16 protein-coding genes are annotated in these 19,433 nt (G+C 73.8%); 5 read left to right on the forward strand and 11 right to left on the reverse strand.

The features are described from left to right. Positions 1–78 precede the first annotated feature (78 nt). The 3 genes from HAV40_RS07885 to HAV40_RS07895 all read right to left on the reverse strand — a co-directional run bounded on the left by HAV40_RS07885 (position 79) and on the right by HAV40_RS07895 (position 3,905). A complete protein-coding gene (locus HAV40_RS07885) occupies positions 79–945 on the reverse strand; it encodes a hypothetical protein (RefSeq protein ID WP_166380216.1) in 867 nt (288 codons plus the stop codon). 91 nt (positions 946–1,036) lie between these two features. After that, a complete protein-coding gene (locus HAV40_RS07890; RefSeq protein ID WP_166380217.1) occupies positions 1,037–1,882 on the reverse strand; it encodes an META domain-containing protein in 846 nt (281 codons plus the stop codon). Between the two features lie 163 nt (positions 1,883–2,045). Further along, entirely contained in the window at positions 2,046–3,905 is a 1,860-nt protein-coding gene (locus HAV40_RS07895; protein WP_203670912.1) for a Calx-beta domain-containing protein, read from the reverse strand. Positions 3,906–4,186: 281 nt separating this feature from the next. On the opposite strand from HAV40_RS07895, the gene HAV40_RS07900 reads away from it, so the two are divergent. Both HAV40_RS07900 and HAV40_RS07905 read left to right on the forward strand, forming a co-directional pair. Then, the gene (locus tag HAV40_RS07900; protein WP_166380218.1) at positions 4,187–4,939 is read left to right on the forward strand and encodes a carbon-nitrogen hydrolase family protein; all 753 of its coding nucleotides are present in this window, start codon (positions 4,187–4,189) and stop codon (positions 4,937–4,939) included. Positions 4,940–4,963: 24 nt separating this feature from the next. Then, on the forward strand, positions 4,964–5,251 hold the full coding sequence (locus HAV40_RS07905; protein WP_166380219.1) for a hypothetical protein: 288 nt from the start codon (positions 4,964–4,966) through the stop codon (positions 5,249–5,251). On the opposite strand, the gene HAV40_RS07910 is transcribed toward HAV40_RS07905, so the two are convergent. Together HAV40_RS07910 and HAV40_RS07915 are read right to left on the reverse strand one after the other, a co-directional pair. Beyond that, entirely contained in the window at positions 5,236–5,886 is a 651-nt protein-coding gene (locus HAV40_RS07910; RefSeq protein ID WP_166380220.1) for a response regulator, read from the reverse strand. The genes HAV40_RS07905 and HAV40_RS07910 overlap by 16 nt on opposite strands. Continuing rightward, positions 5,874–7,085: a sensor histidine kinase gene (locus tag HAV40_RS07915; RefSeq protein WP_166380221.1), complete on the reverse strand. Its 1,212-nt coding sequence runs from the start codon at positions 7,083–7,085 to the stop codon at positions 5,874–5,876. Before HAV40_RS07915 ends, HAV40_RS07910 begins: the two co-directional genes overlap by 13 nt. Positions 7,086–7,193: 108 nt before the next feature. Between HAV40_RS07915 and HAV40_RS07920 the strand changes: the two genes are divergently transcribed. Together HAV40_RS07920 and HAV40_RS07925 are read left to right on the forward strand one after the other, a co-directional pair. After that, positions 7,194–7,931, forward strand: a complete 738-nt coding sequence (locus tag HAV40_RS07920; RefSeq protein WP_166380222.1) for an ABC transporter ATP-binding protein — start codon at positions 7,194–7,196, stop codon at positions 7,929–7,931. Next, on the forward strand, positions 7,928–10,423 hold the full coding sequence (locus HAV40_RS07925; protein WP_166380223.1) for an FtsX-like permease family protein: 2,496 nt from the start codon (positions 7,928–7,930) through the stop codon (positions 10,421–10,423). Before HAV40_RS07920 ends, HAV40_RS07925 begins: the two co-directional genes overlap by 4 nt. A gap of 245 nt (positions 10,424–10,668) precedes the next feature. Here HAV40_RS07925 and HAV40_RS07930 read toward each other — a convergent pair whose 3' ends face one another. The 5 genes from HAV40_RS07930 to HAV40_RS07950 form a co-directional block, all read right to left on the reverse strand. After that, the gene (locus HAV40_RS07930; protein ID WP_166380224.1) at positions 10,669–11,265 is read right to left on the reverse strand and encodes a hypothetical protein; all 597 of its coding nucleotides are present in this window, start codon (positions 11,263–11,265) and stop codon (positions 10,669–10,671) included. A gap of 89 nt (positions 11,266–11,354) precedes the next feature. Then, on the reverse strand, positions 11,355–11,963 hold the full coding sequence (locus HAV40_RS07935) for a DUF305 domain-containing protein (protein ID WP_166380225.1): 609 nt from the start codon (positions 11,961–11,963) through the stop codon (positions 11,355–11,357). 92 nt (positions 11,964–12,055) lie between these two features. Beyond that, the gene (locus HAV40_RS07940; RefSeq protein ID WP_166380226.1) at positions 12,056–12,793 is read right to left on the reverse strand and encodes a lytic polysaccharide monooxygenase; all 738 of its coding nucleotides are present in this window, start codon (positions 12,791–12,793) and stop codon (positions 12,056–12,058) included. 210 nt (positions 12,794–13,003) lie between these two features. Continuing rightward, the gene (locus HAV40_RS07945) at positions 13,004–16,513 is read right to left on the reverse strand and encodes an ABC transporter ATP-binding protein (RefSeq protein WP_166380227.1); all 3,510 of its coding nucleotides are present in this window, start codon (positions 16,511–16,513) and stop codon (positions 13,004–13,006) included. 108 nt (positions 16,514–16,621) lie between these two features. Then, a complete protein-coding gene (locus HAV40_RS07950) occupies positions 16,622–17,857 on the reverse strand; it encodes an exonuclease domain-containing protein (RefSeq protein WP_166380228.1) in 1,236 nt (411 codons plus the stop codon). Positions 17,858–18,080: 223 nt separating this feature from the next. Here HAV40_RS07950 and HAV40_RS07955 point away from each other — a divergent pair, with 223 nt between their 5' ends. After that, positions 18,081–18,572, forward strand: a complete 492-nt coding sequence (locus HAV40_RS07955; RefSeq protein WP_166380229.1) for a GNAT family N-acetyltransferase — start codon at positions 18,081–18,083, stop codon at positions 18,570–18,572. A 15-nt stretch (positions 18,573–18,587) separates the two neighbouring features. Here the strand turns inward: HAV40_RS07955 and HAV40_RS07960 are convergent, their stop codons facing one another. Further along, positions 18,588–19,214 (reverse strand): HEAT repeat domain-containing protein, encoded by a 627-nt coding sequence (locus HAV40_RS07960; protein ID WP_166380230.1) that lies wholly within the window; start codon positions 19,212–19,214, stop codon positions 18,588–18,590. Between the last annotated feature and the right edge of the window lie 219 nt (positions 19,215–19,433).

Raw genomic sequence — 19,433 nt, forward strand, 5'->3', positions numbered from 1 at the left:
GCGCCCGGTGCCGGTGGCCGAACGACGCCCGGTCGCGGTGGACTCCACCGCGACCGGGCGTCACCGGCGTCAGGCAGGTCAGTTCGCGCAGACCGCGAACGCCCGGACCTTCCAGTTGCCGCTGAAGCCGTTGTCGTCCTCGGTCGCGGTCGCCGTGACCGCGGTGGTCGACACGGCATGCACGGCGGTCAGCCGGACCTGCCCCTCGCCGCCGAGGATCTCCGCACCGACCCCGTGCACCCGGCGCCCCGCCGAGCAGGTGACCGTCACCGACTTCACGCTGGTGGAGCTGAGCACGCTGTCGTCGAGCAGCCGCTCGTAGCCCGCGGGCTGGTTCGCGCAGATCGCGCGGGCCTGCACCTGCCAGTCGGCGGCGAAGCCGGTGCCGTCCTCCGCGCCGGTGACCGTGACGCTGCTGGTGTCGATCCGCAGATCCTCCAGGATCAGCTCGCTGGTCGACGCACCGCTGACCGCACCGCCCACGCCCAGCGCGACCTTGCCGATCGGGCAGCTGACCAGGTGCGATTTGGTGCTCGGCGACGACCAGGCGGAGCTGCCGGAGACGACCTGATAGCCCGAGGGGGCCGGGGCGCAGAGCACGGTCGCCGACAGCGACCAGTTCGACGCGGTGCCGTTCTCATCCTCGCGCCCGGTCACCGACCACGTGGTGTCGCCCGACACGGGCAGCATGAAGTCCAGGCCGATGTTGCCGGTCGCGCCGGTGACGGCACCACCGCCGCCGAGCGCGACGGTGCCGGCCGGGCAGGCCCTGTTCTGGGTCTTGGCCACGCTGTCGCTGGGGCCGGTGGAGCTCTGGCGGGTCAGTCCGGGGACCGCCGCCGCCGGGCCCGCCAGGGCGAGCTGGCTCACCGCGAGGGAGCTCAGCGCCAGGCCGGTGGCCAGGGCAGCGCGGGACAGCCGGTGGTGGTTCGCTCGTGCCTGCATCGAAGTCTCCTGTGCTGGTAGGGAGACTTCAACGTATGAACGCGAGCGGGACTCGTATGTGGACTTCTCCACACACCGGCGGTGGCCATGATTACAGCGACGGGTTTCTGACCTGCGCAAAGTCGCCGATCCGACGGACGGCCCGCCACCTCACCGCTGCGCGCAACTGCAGCCCCTTGCCGTCGGGGCCGGTGAGGGTCAGCCGGTCGGCGGTCACCTGCCAGGTCACCTCGCCCTTCAGGGTGGCGAGCACGGCGCGCTCCAGCTTGTCGACGTCGTCGGCGCAGGCCATCTTCGTCGTGAACAGGTCGCCGAAGGTGATGGTCTTCTCGCCGAGCACGGCGCTGCCGCCCATGGTGTTGCAGCCGGTGTGGCCCTGCACCTTGCCGTCGGCGAATTCGAGGTAGGCGGTCGCGCCGTTCGGCACGGAGCCGGCGCTCTGCCCGTCGAGCACGGTGTCGACCTGCCAGCGGTTGCCGGTCAGCGGGCGGTCCGGATCGGCGGACTCCTGGTCCTGCAAGGTGACCTCCATGGTGTCGGTGCGCAGTTTCAGCACGTCTCCGGTCAGTTCCCAGGTCGGCCCGGCCTGCAGGAAGCCGGAGACCAGCTCGTCCTGCGCGTGCCGGGCCGGGTCGCAGCCCATGTCGGTCATGCTGACGTCGCCGGTCATACGCAGGCGGCCGCCGGTCAGGTCGGCGTCGCCGCCCATGCTGTTGCATCCGGCGGTGGCTCCGACATGGCCCCGGTCGTCGAGCGTGAGCCGGATGCGGGTGTCCTTGACGAGGGCGAAGGGCTTGCCGTCGCGGACGACGGCGGTGGACAGGAAGGTCCGCCCGGCCAGGACGGCGCCGTCGCCGGGCGGGCTGCCCGCGCCGGTGTCCTGGGGCTGCGCGCACGCGGCGAGCAGCAGGAGGGTCAGCAGCGGTACTACGCGCACGGTGTTCACCTTACCTTCGACCTTCCGTAAGCCCGATGGGTTCCATACAGGGACCACGATGTCCCGACAGCGGGCGTCGGGGTAACGCGGCAGTCAGCGGGTGGTCGGAAGGGCACCTTCCCATCGCGCGTGGCGATGGGAAGGTGCCCTTCCTCGCACGCGGTCAGGCGCGGCAGGGGTTGCCGGTCGGGTGGGTGGGGGAGCCGGTGACCCCGGCCTTGGCCTCGCCGATCACCAGGTCGGTGAGCAGGGTGTCGAGGACCAGGGCCTGCTGGGTGACGCCGGTGGCGGTGGTGGTGGTGCTGTTGAGCTTCAGGCTGCCGACCACCAGCGGGATGGTGAGCGGGCCGCTGCCGACCGTCACCGTCGCGCCGTTGACCTTCAGGTTGGTGATGATCGACGAGCCCGCGTACTGCGGGACCAGGCCGCCGGATCCGGTCGCGCAGGTCACCGAGGCGGTCGCCTTGATGAGACCGACCTCGATGGTGACCAGGCCCGCGACGGTGATCTTCGTGGAGCCCGCGGCCGAGGTGGAGACGGCCTTGTCGCCCGCCGCCGGAGCGGCGCCCAGGTTGTCCGGGGTCAGGTCGGTGCTCGCCGACAGGCCCGTCGTCCGTACGGTGACCAGGCCCGCGTTGAGCGTGTTGTCAGGGCCGGCCACGGTGGCCTCCGCGCACGGCGAGTTGGCCGGGTTGGCCTGCGTCGAGACCTGGCCGGCCAGGTTCAGCGCGGTCGCCTGGCAGGTGAACGCGCCGTCGCGGTCGTTGTCCACGATGGTCGCCTCACCGGACGGGTCGGTCAGCGCCGCCCCGCTCGGTGCGGACAGCCCGAGCTTGAAGGTCTCGTTCAGCTCGTCGAGGGCGTCGTCGGTGATCGGCACGGTGACCGTCTTCAGGGTCTCGTTCGGGGAGAACGTCAGCAGGCCCGACTTGGCGGTGAAGTCCGCTGCCCCGGCGGTGCCGGTCGTGGTCGCGTAGCTGACGCTCACCGGGAACGGGGCCGGGCTGGACAGGGTGACCGTGAAGTCGACCGTGCCCGCGCCTTCGTTGACCTGCACGTCGTACACGCTCAGGCCGGGTACGTGCACGGTCAGGGTCTGCACGTAGCCGCGGCTGGTGCCGTCGACGAGGAAGTCCACCTCGCACTGGAAGGTGCCGCCCGCGGCCTCGCCGTCGACGTCGACGGTCTCGCTGAACGCCGCGTCGTCGCCGCTGGTCACGGTCCGCGAGGCGGGCGACAGCGACACCGACAGGGCGTCGTCGCAGTCCACGCTCGGGGTGACCGTCACCTCGATGGCCTGGATGCCGGCCAGGATCGCGTCGGCGACCTGGTTGGCGGGCACGTTGTCCAGGAACACCCCGCCGGTGGCGTCGGTGACGGCCTGGATCTGGCCGTTCTGGTTCAGCCCGCCCGCGCCGACGTTGACCGCGACCACGCGTACGTCGGCCGCCTGGAGCGCGGCGATGACCTCGGCGCGGGTGTGGCCGATGCTCGGCTCGTGGGAGACCGCGTCGCCGAAGATGACGACGATGCGGGTGCCGGTGGGGCGGAACGTGACCGCGCCGGTGGCGAGCTGGTAGAGGGCGTTGAGGCCGTCCTCGGGGGTGTCCCCGCCGCCGCCGATGGTCCACGCGTTGACGCCCGCCTGCACCAGGGCCTGGTCGGCGGTGAGCGCCTGCTTGACGGCGAACGGCGGCGTGTCGTTGACGTCCTTGTAGTCGGCCACCGCGAACTGCGCGCTGGGCTGCGAGCCGACCACGGCGGTCAGGATGTCGGCCGCGTTGGTCTTCACGTTGGCGATGGCGCCGGTCATGCTGCCGGTGGTGTCGGCCAGGAACACGATGTCGGGGTTCGGTGGGACCGCAGGCGTGTGCACGACCTTGGCGATCGTCGCGGAGCCGCCGGGCGGCAGGGTGCGGGTGACGGCGGACGGCTCGACGCCGGGTGCGGCGGCGTGTGCCGGGGGAGCGGGCTGGGAGAGCAGACCCGTCGCCGCCATGGCGGCCACCGTCAGAACGCTCACGCCCCACCGGTGGGTAGCCTTCCGCCTGTGCAGGTGCAACATGTGGCACATCCTTTCGGGCAGCGTCCGGCGTCCGGCGGGTGTGCCGGAGCGTACGGCTGCTGGGTGTGCCTAGAGTCAAAGCGATGAATATCGAGGCCAACAACGCTTGACTATCCGGAGCGCGGCGATTAAGTGACCACACGTGTGAGCGCGACCGCGCTGGGTGATGGAGGTCTATCGCTACGTTCGGCGTAACCCGATCGGACTACGCTGTGCCCGGACCCGGTGGCGTGAAGTGAATGACTACCGGATGCACGTGTGACGGCTATTCGATAGCGGGGAGTGCCGTGGAACGCAGCCCACTGGTCATCGCGGTGGCCCAGCCGCCGATCGTGGCGTACGACGTGGCGGCCAACGCCGCACAGCACGCGGCCGTGGTGCGCGCCGCCGACGCGCGGGTGGTGGTGTTCCCCGAGCTGTCGCTGACCGGCTACCAGCTCGACGCGCCCGCGATCACGACCGGTGACCCGCGGCTGCACGCGCTCGTGCGGGCCTGCGCCGAGACCGGAACTCTTGCCCTGGTGGGCGCGCCGCTGTGGGACGAGGCGGGGCACGCGTTCATCGCCACCCTCGCCGTGGACGGCGGCGGGGTGCGGGTCGCCTACCGCAAGGTGCACGTGCACGAGTCCGAGGAGCGGTTCAGCCCCGGCGACGGCCCGGCCGTGGTGGAGGTCGACGGGTGGCGGCTGGGCCTGGCGATCTGCCGCGACACCAGGTTCGCCGAGCACGACGCCGCGACCGCCGAGCTGGGCATGGACGTGTACGTCGCCTCGGTGCTCGACCACGCCCACGCCCCGCACACCCCCGAACGGGCCCGCCGGGTCGCGGCCGACCGGGGCGTATGGGTCGCCGCGGCGAGCTACGCGGGCTCCACCGGCGGCGGCTTCGACCAGGCCGCGGGCGGCTCGGCGGTGTGGGCCCCCGACGGCACCGTCCTGGCCGAGGCGGGCCCCGAACCGGGCGCGATCGCGCGGGCCACGCTGCACCCCTGACCACTGGACCTGTGAAGGACGACCGTGCGCGACTACACGCAGGAAGCCGGACGCTACGACGAGACGCGCGGCGGTGACGCCCGCGCGGACGCGGCGGCCGCCGCGATCGAGCCCCTGCGGGCCAGGCACTACCCGCCGCAGTCCGACGCCGCCGACCGGGTGGCGCGGATCGCGTCGGGCCACGGCCTGCGCCTGGCCGGGCAGGCCCGGTTCGTCGGCCAGGCAGGGCCGCAGCCCCCGGATCTGGCACGACCCCGTCTACGACCTGGTGGCACTCGCCCGCTGACGGACGGCGGTCAGCCGCGCAGGTAGGCGAGCACCGCCAGGACGCGCCGATGGTCGTCGGCGGCGGGCGGCAGGTCGAGTTTGGCGAGGATGCCCGCGATGTGCTTGGCCACGGCCGCCTCGGTGACCACCAGCCGCCGCGCGATGGCCGCATTGGAGCGGCCCTCGGCGACCAGGCCGAGCACCTCGCGCTCGCGCGGGGTGAGCCGGTGCAGCGGGTCGCGGCGGCGGTCCAGCAGCTGGCGGACCACCTCCGGGTCGATGACGGTGTGCCTGTCGGCGACCCGGCCCAGCCCGTCGACGAACTCGGCGACCTCGCCGACCCGGTCCTTGAGCAGGTATCCCGTGCCCGCCGACCGCCCGGCGTCGATCAGCTCCGCGGCGTAGGTCTGCTCGACGTACTGGCTGAGCACCAAGATCGGCAGCTCGGGCAGTTCGGCGCGCAGCGCCACGGCGGCCCGCAGCCCTTCGTCGGTGAACCCGGGCGGCATCCGCACGTCGGTGACGACGACGTCGGGCCGGTGCAGCCGCACCTGCTCACGCAGCGCGTCGGCGTCGCCGACCGCGGCGGCTACCTCGTGCCCGAAGTGACGCAGCAGGCTGGTCAGGCCCTCGCGCAGCAGCACCGAGTCCTCGGCCAGCACGACCCTCAGCGTTCGCATGGCAGCTCCACCCGCAGCAGCGTCGGCCCGCCGGGCGGGCTGGCCAGCAGCAGCCTGCCACCGACGGCGGCGGCCCGGTCGGCCAGGCCGGTCAGCCCGGTGCCCTGGGCCGGGTCGGCGCCGCCCGCGCCGTCGTCGTGCACCTCCAGCACCAGCCGCCGGTCCTGCGTCCACGCGGCGACCCGCCCGCCGGCGGCGCTGCTGTGCCGGGCCAGGTTCGCCAGCGCCTCGTTGACCGCGAAGTAGGCGGTGACCTCGACGGGTGCGGGCAGCCTGCCGTCCAGGCGCAGGTCGAGTTCGACGGGCACGGGCGATCGGCCCGCGATGTCGCGGATCGCGGCGGACAGGCCGCGGTCGCTGAGGACCTGCGGGTGTACGCCGCGGATCAGTTCACGCAGCTCGGCCAGCGCCGCGGTGGTCTGCTGCCGGGCGTCGTCGAGCAGCGGCGCGACCGCGTGGTCGTCGGCCAGCTGCAACCGGGCCAGTCCCAGGGTGACGCTGAGCGCGACGAGCCGCTGCTGCGCGCCGTCGTGCAGGTCGCGTTCGATGCGGCGGCGCTCGGAGTCGAAGCCCGCGGCCAGCCGCTGCCGCGAGCGCATCACCTCGACCAGGTCGGGATCGTCGGTGGCGAGCACCGCACGGGCGATCGCGGCGCGCGCCCCCGCCCAGGCTGTGATCGGGTACGCGGCCAGCGGCAGCATGATGATTCCCGCCGCGCACAGCAGCGCGGAGAACCACGGGGAGGCGGGCAGTTCGCTGCCGGGGCCGGAGGGCTGCACCGGAGCCGAGATGAGCATCAGCGGCGGCAGCAGCGACAGCAGCACCACGGCCAGGTCCAGCCACCAGGCCACGCAGGCGCTGAGCACGGCGTACCCGATCTCGCGCCAGGTGCCGGGTTCGCGCAGCCGCAGCGGCGGGCGTACCGGCAGCGGGCGGGTGTCGACCAGGCGCAGCCGCCGCCGGTCGAACCAGGCGATCGGCGGCCCGGCGGCCATGACGATCAGCAGCGCGGCCGCCAGCAGGCCGATGAGCGCGGTGCGGCCGGGGCGCAGCAGCTCGATGCCGGCCAGCAGCGCCATCGGCAGCGCCGCGGGGACCAGCCCGGCTGCCAGGTAGGCCAGGGACCGCCACGGCCAGGCCGAGCGGGCCAGCCGCCAGGGCGGGGTCGCGGCGGCGGACAGGGCGGTGCGGGGGGTCACCGCACGACCCTAACGTGCGCCGATGCCCGGCACAGTAGTGCTGGGACTAGTGCGGATCCTCGCCGCCGCACCAGTGTGCCGGGGCGCGCGCTCGGGTGGGGTGGACCCATGACATCAACGGCGACGGTCCGCCTGCACGCGGTCCGCAAGACGTACGGGACCGGCGAGAACACGGTCACCGCCCTCGACGGGGTGAGCGCGGAGTTCGCCGGGGCGAGCTTCACCGCGGTGATGGGCGCCTCCGGCTCGGGCAAGTCGACGCTGCTGCAGTGCGCGGCGGGGCTCGACACCGTGGACAGCGGCCAGATCACCATCGACGGCACCGACCTGGCCGGGCTGTCCGAGCACGCCCGTACGCTGCTGCGCCGGGACCGGATCGGGTTCGTGTTCCAGGCGTACAACCTGGTCGGGGCACTGACCGCCGCCCAGAACACGGCCCTGCCGCTGCGACTGGCCAGGCGCGCGCCCCGGCCCGAGGCGGTCGCGCAGGCGCTGGCCGAGGTCGGCCTGGCCGAGCGGGCCGGGCACTACCCGGCGCAGCTGTCCGGCGGCGAGCAGCAGCGGGTCGCCATCGCCCGCGCGCTGATCACCCGGCCGGCGGTGCTGTTCGCCGACGAGCCGACCGGGGCCCTGGACAGCACGTCGTCGGCGGTGGTGCTGGCCGCGCTGCGGCGGCTCGTCGACGCGCACGGGCAGACCGTCGTCATGGTGACCCACGACCCGGTGGCTGCGGCGACCGCCGATCGGGTGCTGGTGCTGGCCGACGGGCGAGTGGTCGACGAGATCACCGGCGCGGACCCGGCACGTATCGCGGCACGGCTGACCGCCGGTGCGGTGACCGCGTGATCGCGCTCGCCTCGCTGCGGGAACGCCGCCGCAGCCTGCTCGGCACCCTGCTGACCCTCGCCGTCGCCGTCGCCGTGCTCACCGTCTGCGGCCTGCTGCTCGTCTCGGCCCGCCCGGTGACTCCCGCCCGGTACGCGGCGAGCCCTGTGCTGATCCGTCCGGTGCCGCCGACCAGCCCGGAGGCGTTCACCGAGCCCCGCCCGTGGCCGGCCGAGCAGGCCGCGGCGCTGACCGTACGGCTGGCGGCGGTGCCCGGGGTGTCGCAGGTGGTGCCCGTACACCGCTTCCACGCGCAGCTGCTGCGCGACGGCAGTGCCGTCGCGGGGGAGCAGGACGCCTACAACTGGTCCGCCGCCGCGCTCGGCGGGCACGTGCTCGCGTCGGGCCGGGCTCCGGCCGCGACCGGTGAGGTGGTGCTGGGTGCGGCACAGGCGGCGCCGGTCGGGGCGCGGGTCGTGCTGCTGACGGCCGCCGGGCCGGAGGACTACACGGTGACCGGCACGGTCGACGGGACCGGGATCTGGGTGGCCGACGGCATGGCGGCCGCCCGTGGCGGCGGCGTGCCTGTGATCGGCCTGCTGACCGCCTCCACTTCGACCGATGCCGATGGTGCTGCCGGCGGTCACGGCGGTGCGGGCGAGGCCGCCGATGCCGACATCGCCGCCGCGGTGGCAGCCGTGGTCGGCGTGGACGGTGTCGTGCTCACCGGCGACGGGCGTGGGGCGCTGGAGCCGGTCGGGGATGCCCGGACCCGGTGGATCGGGATGCAGGTGCTGTCGGCCCTGTGCGCGCTCGGGCTGTTCGTGTCGGTGTTCATCGTGGCGTCGACGTTCGCCTTCGCCACCCGGCAGCGGGAGCGCGAGCTGGGGCTGCTGCGGCTGCTCGGGGCGGTGCCAGGGCAGGTGCGGCGCTGGGTGCTCGGCGAGGTGGTGCTGCTGGGGCTGCTCGGCGGCGCGATCGGTGTCCCCGCGGGGCTACTGGCCGCCAGGCCGGTGGCGAACTGGCTGGTGAGCACCGGTTTCGAGCCCGCGTCGTTCACTGTGCTGTACCAGCCGGTGGTGCCGGTTGCCGCGTTGGCCGCCGGGGTGCTGGTGGCGCTGGCCGGCGCGTGGGCGGCGGCGCGGCGCGCGGCCCGGGTCGGGCCACTGGCGGCCCTGCGTACGGCGGCCGTCGACGACCGCCCGGTGACCCTGGTGCGGATGATCGGCGGTGGACTGGCGCTGGCCGCCGCGATCGCCGCCGGAGTCGCCGCGACCGAGGCGTCCGGAGCCGACCTCGGCACCTACGCGCTGTACGCGGCGATGGCGCTGGTCACCGCGGCCAGCCTGCTGGCCCCGGTGCTGCTACCGGCCGTGGTGCGCCTGCTCACCGCGCCGTTCGCGGGCGGCCGGGGCGCGACGGCGCTGCTGGTGCGCCAGCACGTGGGCACCGCGGCCCGGCGTTCGGCGGCCGCCGCCGCTCCGGTGCTGCTCTGTGTGGCGTTCACCGTCCTGATCGGCGGCATGGTGCAGACCACCACCGCCTACTACGGCCTCAACCGGGTCAGCGCCGCGAACGCCACGGCCGTCGTCGTGCCCGACGGCGCTACGGGCCTGTCCGACGCCGCCGTCACCGCGGCCGGTGGCCGGTCCGCCCTGCCGACCACCCTGTACGACGGCGTCGAACCGCTGGCCGCCGCTGGCGTCACCGCCGCCGAGCACACCGTGTTCCACACCGCGCAGGGCAGCCTGTCCGCGCTGCATGCCGCGACGCCCACCGGCCAGGAACCCGGCGGCGGGCCGGGCCGGCTGGTCCCCGTGGCGGTCGCCGAAGGATTCGCCGGCTCGCAGGGCTGGGTTCTGGACAGCACGCACCAGGTGTTCGGCCCCGACGGCCGGGCGCTGACCGTGGTGGTCGTCGCCGTGGTCGACGGTGGCCCGCTGCCCGCGAGCATCCTGCTCGACCGTGCGGCGGTGCGGGCGATGGACCCGTCGGCGCTGACCACCGTCGTCTACTCGGGACGCCTCGTCCCGGACAGCGCCCTGGCCGGGCTGGGTGCGCGGACGCTGACCGCCGCCGCCTACGCGGGCAGCGGCCAGGACGAGGACGACCGCCTGGTATGGGTGTTCACCGCGCTGCTGATCGGCGTCTCGGCCGGATTCGGGCTGCTCGCGGTCGTGAACACGATGCTCATGTCGACCACGGGCCGGGCCGGGGATCTGCGCGTGCTGAAACTGTCCGGGGCGACCCGCGCCCAGGTGCTGGGGGTGCTGGCCGCCGAGACCGCGACCGTGGTGGCCACCGGCGCGGCGCTCGGGCTCGCCGTGGCGGTCGCCGCGCTCGCGGCGCTCGCCCGGGGGTTGAGCACGCAGCTCGGGGTGGCGGTGCCGATGGTGATTCCGTGGGGCACCCTGGCCGCGACCGTCGGCGTGTGCCTGGTGCTGGCCGTCGCGGCGGCGCTGCTGCCCGCGCTCGGCTCCGCCCGCCCGGCGCGCTCGGCGCCGCGGGTCTGAGGCCGTGGGGCGGCCCGCCGGCGCGGGCCTGGTCAAGATCGGCGTTTCGTGTCGATGGCTACGGTCAGATCCGAGCTATCGACACGAAACGCCGATCTCTGCCGTGAAACTCCCCGCCTGGAGACGCTGCGCGGTCTGGCAACCGGGTCGCGGCGTTCCGGGACGGACCGCCGCGCGACGACGCGATGCTGATGCTGGTCGAGTGGTCGGCCGACGCGGCCCGCCGGGTGCTGCCCTGAGCGTTGTCAGTGCGGGGTGGTCCAGCCCGCACCCGTGGGCGCGGCCGCGACGGCGGCGGGCCCGTCGGGCGCGGCCGGGTCCGCGTAGTACTGCTGGGCGGCAGCTATCGCCGCGGTGAACTCGGCGTCGAACTCGGGCGCGGCGTCGCGGACGGCGATCCACAGCCCGTCGCGGGTGACCCGGGCCTGGGCGATGACCTCCCAGCGTGCGCGGGCCAGTCCGACATAGCCGACGATGACCGTGAGCAGCGCGACGGCCATCAGTATCGGCGCGGCGGGCTCGCCGGCCTCCAGCGCGATCGCGGCCACCGGTATCGCGAACCCGGCAGCAAGCAGCAGCCCGAACCACACCCGCTGCTGCCGTCGCCTGCTGCGGCAGCGGTCGCAGTAGTGCCACACGGGGGCGTCGACGACCTGCCGGGTGGCGGCGCGCACGATGAGGAAGACGAGCAGACCCAGCGGGATCAGGGCGTACGTCCATCCGGCCGGGGCGGACTCGAACCTGGTCCGGGCACGCAGCGTGGCCGGAAGCCCGTGTCTGCTGCACACGCTCGGGATGCCGTGGCCCACGGCGGCCCAGCTGGCGGGGATGAGGGTCTGCACCGTGCTCCTCGGCGTCGGTCCCGGCGGTTGCGGCGCCGATCATCGCACGATCCGGACCGCCGTGGTGACCCTCCGGATGCGAGCGCGGCTCAGCCGGAGACCATGCCGAGCATCATGGTGACCTGGGCGGTGCGGGACGAGTCGACGCGGGTCGCGAACTCCAGCACCGTCGGGTTGACGCCCGACGTCAGCTCCAGCCGGGAGTACTCGATCGCCTGGTGCTGGTGGCCGATCAGCAGGTTCAGGAAGACCTTGTCGAACTCGGCGGCGGGGGCGTCGCGCAGCGCCTTGACCTCTTCGGGCCCGGTCGCGGGCAGGCCGCCGTGTCCGGCGTGCAGGTTCGGGTCGGCGGCGGGCGTCAGCGGCTTGGCCCAGGCACGCAGCCATTTCTGCACCGAGACCAGCTCGTCGGCCTGGGTGACGTCCATCGCTGCGGCCAGGTCGCGCACCTTCGTGTTCGCGCTGCGCTCGGCGGCGAGTTTCAGCAGCTCGGACGCGGGACCGTACTGCGCGGTCATCATCTGCAGGAACATCACGTCGGTGTCGTTGTAGCCGTCGGTCTGGGAGAACGGTGGCGGCGGCGACCCGGCGGGCGGCGCGAACGACGGCGCGGACGTCGGCCCGGTGGTGACCCCGGGCGGTGCGTCGCAGGCGGCGAGGGTCACCAGGGCGACGGCGAGCAGGACGAAGCGCTTCATGTGCGGCGGGCTCCTCGTGACCGGAGATGAGGACTGCTGGCCGGGGGCCGGTCCGCGGCTCGGCGTGAGCCGCGGACCGGGTCAGCAGGGACTCAGATGCGCTGCCACAGGGCAGGCGTGGTGGGCGGCTCCCAGCCCGCGAGCGCGGTGTGCGCCTGCAGGCAGCGGTAGCTGAGCCCGCCGTAGGTCACCGTGGCGCCGACACCGTACGCGGTGCCCGCGGCCCAGGTGCCGCCGCCGGGGTTGGTCGGCGGCGGGGACTGCGGCGGGTTGGGCGAGGGCGACGTCGGCGGCGGCGTCGGGTTGCCCCCGCCGCCACCGCCGCCTACCTGCAGGTCGACGCAGGAGTAGAACGCCATCGCGGTGTCGTAGACGTTCCACCGTGCCAGCACGGTGAACCGGCCGGTGCGCCCGCCGAGACTGACCGGGTGCGAGACCGTCGCGCCGGGCTGGGCGCCGTTGTCGTTGAAGACCGCGATGCGGGTGCTTCCGACGAAGTACTCCCAGGTGCTGGTGCGGTGGCGGGCGGTGAGCACCCAGTTGAACGTGACGTTGTTGCCGACCGAGGCCGCGGGCCAGTTCTTGCTGTTGTCGTTGAGGACCGCGAATCGGCTGCCGCCGCCGTTGCACTGCATCGAGCCCTTCGGGGCCTCGACGCTCTGCGGCTCCCAGACGATGTCACCGCAGCCGGTGACGACGCCCCGGGCGCAGTTGGCCTGACGGCTGGGTGGGGACGAGATGTACCCGTGCGCGCTCGCCGGGGCGGCGATCATGCCGGACACCAGGATCGTGAAGATGGACAGGACGGGTAGGACGATCCGTTTTCTCATGTCTCCTCCTCGCTTCTGTGCGGGATGGACGGACCGGGTGGGACGAGTGCCGGTGTCGTGAGAGGAGACATCGACACTCGTTCACGAAAACATAAAATAAACAGTCCTAACTGTAAATACGCTTAACTGAGATTCCGTTCAAGTTGGCACGTGCTCCGACATGCGAGAAGCCCCGGCCGGATCACCCGGCCGGGGCTTCGGTCCGATCGCTCAACCGGCCAGGTGACCCCAGCCCGCCTCCAGCTCGCTCCAGGCGCCCTGGGCGACCGCCTCGCCGTTGATCAGCACGACGACCCGGTCGGCCTGCACCAGCGCCGCGCGCTTGGACGTCGAGCCGACCACGGTCAGCCCGTGCGCCCGCAGCGCCTGCCACAGCGCCAGCTCCGTGGTCACGTCCAGGGCGGACGACACGTCGTCGGCGATCAGCAGCTCGGTGCCCGGCGCGAGCGCCCGCGCCAGCGCGAGGCGCTGCAACTGGCCACCCGACAGCCGGGTGCCCTTGTGCCCGATGAGCAGCTCCATGCCGCTGCCCGCCGCCGCCAAATCGTGCTCCAGCTGCGCCGTCGCCACCGCCTGCGCGGCGTCGACGTCGTGGCCCAGCCGAATGTTGTCGCCGACCGTGCCGGACAGCACCCGGGGCAGCTGGGCCACGTAGCCGACCTGGTTGGGCCGCAGGAACACCTCCGGCTCGGCGACCGGGTCGCCGTTCCAGAGCAGCGCGCCGTCGTGGTGCACGATCCCGGCCAGGGCCCGCAGCAGCGAGGACTTGCCCGAGCCGACCGGGCCGAGCACGAGCACCAGGTCACCGCGCTCGACGGTCAGGTCGACGCCGCGTACGCCCACCGTGCCGTCCTCGTGCACCGCGCCGAACTTGGACAGCTCCAGCCGGTGCAGCGGGTTGCGCGGCGCGGCCACCGGCCCCGGCGCGGTGCCCGCGGACAGGTCCACCCCCGGCACGGCCGCCGAGTACGCGCCGATCCCGGCCATCGCCACCGTGCGCCTGGTCCACACCTTCGCCGACGGCAGCTGCGACACCAGTGAGGCCGTCGTCCAGGCGAACCAGCGGGCCGAACCCAGCGTCGACACCGCGACCAGGGTCGCGCCCGCGCCCAGGTCCCCGGCCATGAACAGCGCCCAGACAGCGATCGGCAGCAGGCCCGCCAGCAGCGAGGGCGTCGACCGGGCCCACACCTGCATGGCGATCTCCTGGCGTTGGCGCTCGCTGCGCGCGGCGTCCAGCCCGGCCAGTCGTCCCAGCACCGGCACGGTCGCCCCGGCCAGCTTGACCGTGCGCGCCGACGACAGCGACGACACCAGGAACGTGGCGAACGCGGCCCGCGCCGCCACCGTGTGCGCGGCCGAGCGCTTGAGCACCGGGGCGAACACTGTCGCGGCCAGCGCCGAGACCACCATCGTGCCCGCGAAGAACAGCGCGGGCACGATCGAGCCGGACACCACCGTCATCGCGACGATCATGATGATGCCGATGGTCTGGTCGATCAGGTTGTCGGCCAGCATCACCACGCGTTCGTTGTCGCCGCCCTGCGCGACGACCTCGGCCGGGGTGTGCGCGCTGACCCGGCGCGGCCCGGTCTGCCCGTGCACCAGGCGCAGGTTGATCCGCAGCATCTGCCGGACCCACCACTCCGGATACCAGACACCCGCGTAGTAACCGGCCGGGGCCGTGACGGCCAGCCCGGCGACGATGCCGACCGCGGGCCACCACGGACTGCCGGTGCCGTCGACGACGTCGGCCCACAGCCACGGCAGCACCGTGCCGTCGAGACCGAACAGCACCATCACGGTGAACAGCGCGACCGAGACCTGGCCGAAGCGGAAGTCGTTGACCGTCAGCCGGAAGATCTCGCGCAGGGTGCGCACCTTCTGCGGGGCGGGCAGCGGCGGCGGCGCGGCCTTGGGCAGCGCGACAAGGTCCACGCCCGGCCCGTCGCCGCCGGCGGAGACCGTACGGACCGGGGCGGCCTGACCGGTCCCGGGCGCCGCGCCCTCGGCAGCCGACAGCCCGTACGCGCTGGCCAGCACCAGTTCACCGTCGACCGCGCTGTGGCTGGTGGCCAGCAGCTGCGCGAAGCGCTCGGACTCCGCCAGCGGCCCGGCCTCCACGACCCGGCCGTCGGCCAGCACCACGACCTCGTCGCAGTCGCGCACCGACGACAGCCGGTGCGCGATGACCACGCCGATCCGGCCGGTCAGCAGCCGCTGCGCCGCGTGCTGCACCCGCGACTCGGTGACCGGGTCCATCCGGGCGGTCGCCTCGTCGAGGATCACCACCTGCGGGTCCCGGACCAGGATGCGGGCGAACGCGACCAGCTGCTCCTGGCCCGCCGACAGTTTCTGGCCGCCCTCGCCGAGCTTCGTGTCCAGGCCGTCGGGCAGCGTGTCGACCCAGGAGGCCAGCCCCAGCTCGTCCATGGCCGGCCCGGCCCCGCCGAGCAGGTCCGGATCGAACAGCGCGATGTTCTCGGCCAGGGTCCCGGCCAGGATCTCGGTGCGCTGCGGCACGATCGCCACCCAGCGGCGCAGCTGCTCCACGTCCAGGTCGTTGAGGTCCGTCCCGCCCAGGAACACGGTGCCCCGGGGCACGTCCACGGCCCTGGTCAGCACCTTGGCCAGCGTCGACTTGCCCGAACCGGTCCGGCCCACCAGGGCGTACGAGCGTCCCGGCGCGAACGTCAGGTCCAGCTCGCGCAGCGCCGGGCGGCGGCGGTCGGCGGAGTAGTGGAAGGTCAGCCCGCGTACCTCGAAGTTGCCCGTGGCGGGCGCGCCGCCGCCGGTCGGCTCCTGCGGGGTGTCGCGCAGCAACTGCACCCGCGCCCACGCGCCCAGCGCGTGCTGCAACTCCGGCAACATGCGGCTGACCTGCTCGACGGTGCCGCCGAAGGCCAGCGCCAGCAGCCACGCGCCGGTGAGCCGGGCCGCGTCGAGCTGCCCCGCCGACAGCGCCCAGACCCCGCCGAGCACCAGCACGGCGATCCCGATCCTGGTCACGCCGGACGCGATGGTGCTGACCCGCGACGACAGCTTCCAGACGCGGCGGCCCCGGGTGAGCACCTCGGCCGCGCGCCGGGCGTAGAGATGCAGCACGTACGGGCGGCCCAGGCTGGTGCGTACGTCGTCCTGCCCGTGTACCGACTCCTCCTGCACGGCGGCCAGGTCCGACCAGGCCTCCTCCTCGTGCATCCGGGCCGGGCCGATGGCGGCGGTCGGGCGGCGCAGCCCGAAGCCGAGCACCACCGACAGCACCAGCATGGCCAGGCCCGCCGGCCACCACACCACGAACGCCGTGACCACGGACAGCACCGCCACCGCGCCCGACTGGGCCAGCCGCACGCCGCTGCCGCGCAGCTGCGAACCCACCTGGTACACGTCGCCGTCGATGCGGTCGAGCAGCTCGCCGACCGGGGTGCCCTCCAGCGCGGGCAGGCTCTGCCCGAAGGCGACCTTGCACAGCCGCCGACGCACGTCGGCCGCCCAGTCGGCGGTCAGCCGCGCCATGATCAGGCTGAGCGTCAGGTCGCTGAGCACGACCACGGCCAGCGCGGTCGCGAGCGCGGTGAAGGCGAGCGTCGACCGGTCCACCAGTACGGTGCCGGCCAGGGCCGCGGACAGCGCGGCGGCGGCCGCACCGGCGACGATGAGGACCAGCACCGCCAGGGTTCGGCGGGGCGACGTGGCCCACAGGTCACGGAACAGACGCATCGCGGGGCCCCTTGCAGCTGGTTTGAACTGGTCCCCAGCATGCAAGGCCGCCCCGTCCGAGCTCAACGCAATTACGGCGGCGGGTGGGTGGTGATCACCACAGTCGGGCTACTCCGCGACGCGCAGCGCCACCAGCATGCTCAGGAACGCGCCCGGGTGCACGATCGGGATACGGTGCCGCCGGGCCTGGCGGGCCTTGCCGGACATGGTGTCGGGGTCCGCTGCGACCAGCAGCCGGGTGGTCCGGGTGACGGCACGCCCGACGGTCAGCCCCGCCATCCGGGCCCGTTCCTCCCACAGCTCCCGCGACTCGGCGGTCTGCCCGGTGAACACGACCGTGTCGCCGGCCAGCAGCCGGAACGCGGGCGCTGGCAGCGGCCGGGTGGTGCGCAGGTGCCGGTCGTCCGGGTCGGGGGCCAGCGCCCCGTCGACGTCGGCGCGGCCCAGCCCGAGCAGTGCGGCGACGGTGTGCAGGTCGGCCCGCTCGGTCTCGGTCACCTGTCCGTCGTCGGCGGCCTCGACGGCCAGCGCCCGCAGGTAGAGCCGGTGCAGGTCCAGCACGTCGTCGCGGCTGAGGCCCAGCGCGTACGCGGCGTCGACCAGCGCGTCCGCCTCCATCGCCGACACGTGCCGGTCGAGCAGCGCGTGGTCGAGCAGCGACAGGTAGCTGTCGGCCTGCGGCGGTGTCGCCACGCGGGGCAGCCGGTCGACGAGCCGGGTGAGGAAGTGCTCCTCGGCCTCGTGCGGGTGGCGGCGCACCACCGGCAGCACCTCGTCGTCGGGCAGCGGCGGCCAGGTCAGCGTGGCCGCGTCGAGCACCAGTTGCTGCCACGGCGGCGGCGAGCCGACCCGCTGCAGGTAACGCGTCAGCAGCCCGGCGGCCGCGCGGGCGTCGTCGAGCGCGCTGTGCGCCCGCTGCTGCGGAATGCCCGCCGCCAGGCAGCAGTCCCGCAGGCTGCGCCCGGCCGAGGGCAGCAGCTGCGCGGCCAGGTTCATGGTGCACAGCCCGTACTCCCGCCCGACCGGGGCGGTCAGCCCGAGCCGGGAGTATTCGGCGACCAGGAACGCGGCGTCGAACGCGAGATTGTGCGCCACGATCACGCGTTCGCGCAGCATGGCCCCGACCTGCCCGGCGAGGTCGGCGAAGACCGGCGCGCGGCGGGCCTCGGCGGCGGTGATGCCGTGCACGTGCTGCGGGCCGAGGTCGCGCTCGGGATTGACCAGGCTGGACCAGTCGCCGGTGATCCGGCCGGCCGCGTCGACGTGCACGATCGCGATCTCGCAGATCCGGTCGTGCCAGGTCGTGCGCAGGCCGGTGGTCTCCACATCGATCACCGCGTACATGCCGCCACCTCCGCCTTCACCGGACCGTCCCATCAGGACCGCTCTGGATCTCAGCCTATGCCCTGCGGCACGTCATCCGGCTCCGCCGAAAGCACCGACACACCCCGAACGTGTCGCGACCCGTCCGACGACCGCCCGATCCTGGCCCGGCTCACCGCCTGTATCCATGCCGGACGATCCGCGCGAGTGGGCCGCGGCCGCGGTGCCGGATAGGCTGGACTGCATGATCACTCGTGAGGACGACGTCCGGATCCGCCCCGCGACCGCCGCCGACGCGCCCACCGTCGGTCTGATCTGGCGGGACGGCTGGCGCGACGGCCACCTGGGCCACGTGCCGGAGGAACTGGTCGCGATCCGTACGCCGGAGTCGTTCGACCTGCGCGCCGCGCAGCGCGTCGCCGACACGACCGTGGCCGAGGTCGGCAACGAGGTCGCGGGTTTCGTGATGGTCGTCGCCGACGAGGTCGAGCAGGTGTACGTCGCCGCGGACCGTCGCGGCACCGGGGTCGCCGGAACGCTGCTGGCCGAGGGCCTTCGCCAGGTCGGCGCCAACGGACACGACCGGGCCTGGCTCGCGGTCGTCAGCGGCAACACCCGCGCCCGCCGCTTCTACGAGCGCGAGGGCTGGACCGACGAGGGCGCGTTCGACTACCCGGCCCGCAGTTCCGGCGGCCCGATCCCCGTTCCCTGCCACCGCTACACCCGCGCGGCCTGACCTGGGACCCCGTCGTCAGGGGCGCTGCCACAGGTCGTTGGCCGGGTTCGTGTGGCGCTGCGCCAGGGCGGCCTCGGCCTCGGGGCCGCCGATCTCGGCCAGCCGCCGCGACGCGGCCTCGTGCGCCCAGTGCAGGGTCGGGTCGGGGCGGCTGACGATGTCGCGCAGCGCCTCGATCTCGGCCGCGTCGGACATGCCGCACAGGCCCTCGATGGCGGCGGTGGCCACCGTCGGCAGGGGCGAGCGCACCTTCTCCAGCAGCGCGGGCCGCTCCGCCTCGTCCAGGGCTCCGGCGCGGGCGGTGACCGCGACCATCTCCTCCCACGGGTCGGGCGAGTCCCACCACCGGTCGACGAGGTCGGCGACCGGCCCGCTGGCCGCGTTCTCGCGGGCCGTCGCGATCTCGTAGATCGCGGCCCGTACCGCGCCGACGCAGCAGAACCGGGGCTCGCGGTGCAGGTCGTCGTGCGCCTCCAGCAGCGCCGGCAGCGCTCGCGGGTGGCGGGTCGCCTGCAGGCGGCGGGCGAACGGGCCCCAGTGCTCGCCCTCGGCCGGGCGCTCGTCGTACGCCGCGTCGGGTTCGGGCTGGTCGGGCCGCGGCACGGGCGTGCCGCCGCCGTCGACGGTCGGCTCCTGATGCATACGGCCTGCGTTTCGTCGGCTCCTGGCGATTCCCACCCGGTCATTGTGCCGGACGGGCAGATCGCGATCCGCGCGCCGTCCGTCAGCGGGGTCGCGGGACGCGACCATCCGCGGTGCCGTCGATTTAAGCGATCATTAAGCCTGCTCGCCTTGACGTGCTCCATCGACGAACTTAGGGTGATCGATAGTAAGTTAATTTTCCTAACAGATGTGCGGCCC

Source organism: Catellatospora methionotrophica (assembly GCF_011297335.1).
GTDB lineage: Bacteria > Actinomycetota > Actinomycetes > Mycobacteriales > Micromonosporaceae > Catellatospora > Catellatospora methionotrophica.

Coding starts and splice junctions, on each gene's coding strand:
- HAV40_RS07885 (WP_166380216.1), bottom strand. CDS start 945: ATGCAGGCACGAGCGAACCACCACCGGCTGTCCCGCGCTGCCCTGGCC.
- HAV40_RS07900 (WP_166380218.1), top strand. CDS start 4,187: ATGACTACCGGATGCACGTGTGACGGCTATTCGATAGCGGGGAGTGCC.
- HAV40_RS07910 (WP_166380220.1), bottom strand. CDS start 5,886: ATGCGAACGCTGAGGGTCGTGCTGGCCGAGGACTCGGTGCTGCTGCGC.
- HAV40_RS07920 (WP_166380222.1), top strand. CDS start 7,194: ATGACATCAACGGCGACGGTCCGCCTGCACGCGGTCCGCAAGACGTAC.
- HAV40_RS07935 (WP_166380225.1), bottom strand. CDS start 11,963: ATGAAGCGCTTCGTCCTGCTCGCCGTCGCCCTGGTGACCCTCGCCGCC.
- HAV40_RS07940 (WP_166380226.1), bottom strand. CDS start 12,793: ATGAGAAAACGGATCGTCCTACCCGTCCTGTCCATCTTCACGATCCTG.
- HAV40_RS07945 (WP_166380227.1), bottom strand. CDS start 16,513: ATGCGTCTGTTCCGTGACCTGTGGGCCACGTCGCCCCGCCGAACCCTG.
- HAV40_RS07950 (WP_166380228.1), bottom strand. CDS start 17,857: ATGTACGCGGTGATCGATGTGGAGACCACCGGCCTGCGCACGACCTGG.
- HAV40_RS07955 (WP_166380229.1), top strand. CDS start 18,081: ATGATCACTCGTGAGGACGACGTCCGGATCCGCCCCGCGACCGCCGCC.
- HAV40_RS07960 (WP_166380230.1), bottom strand. CDS start 19,214: ATGCATCAGGAGCCGACCGTCGACGGCGGCGGCACGCCCGTGCCGCGG.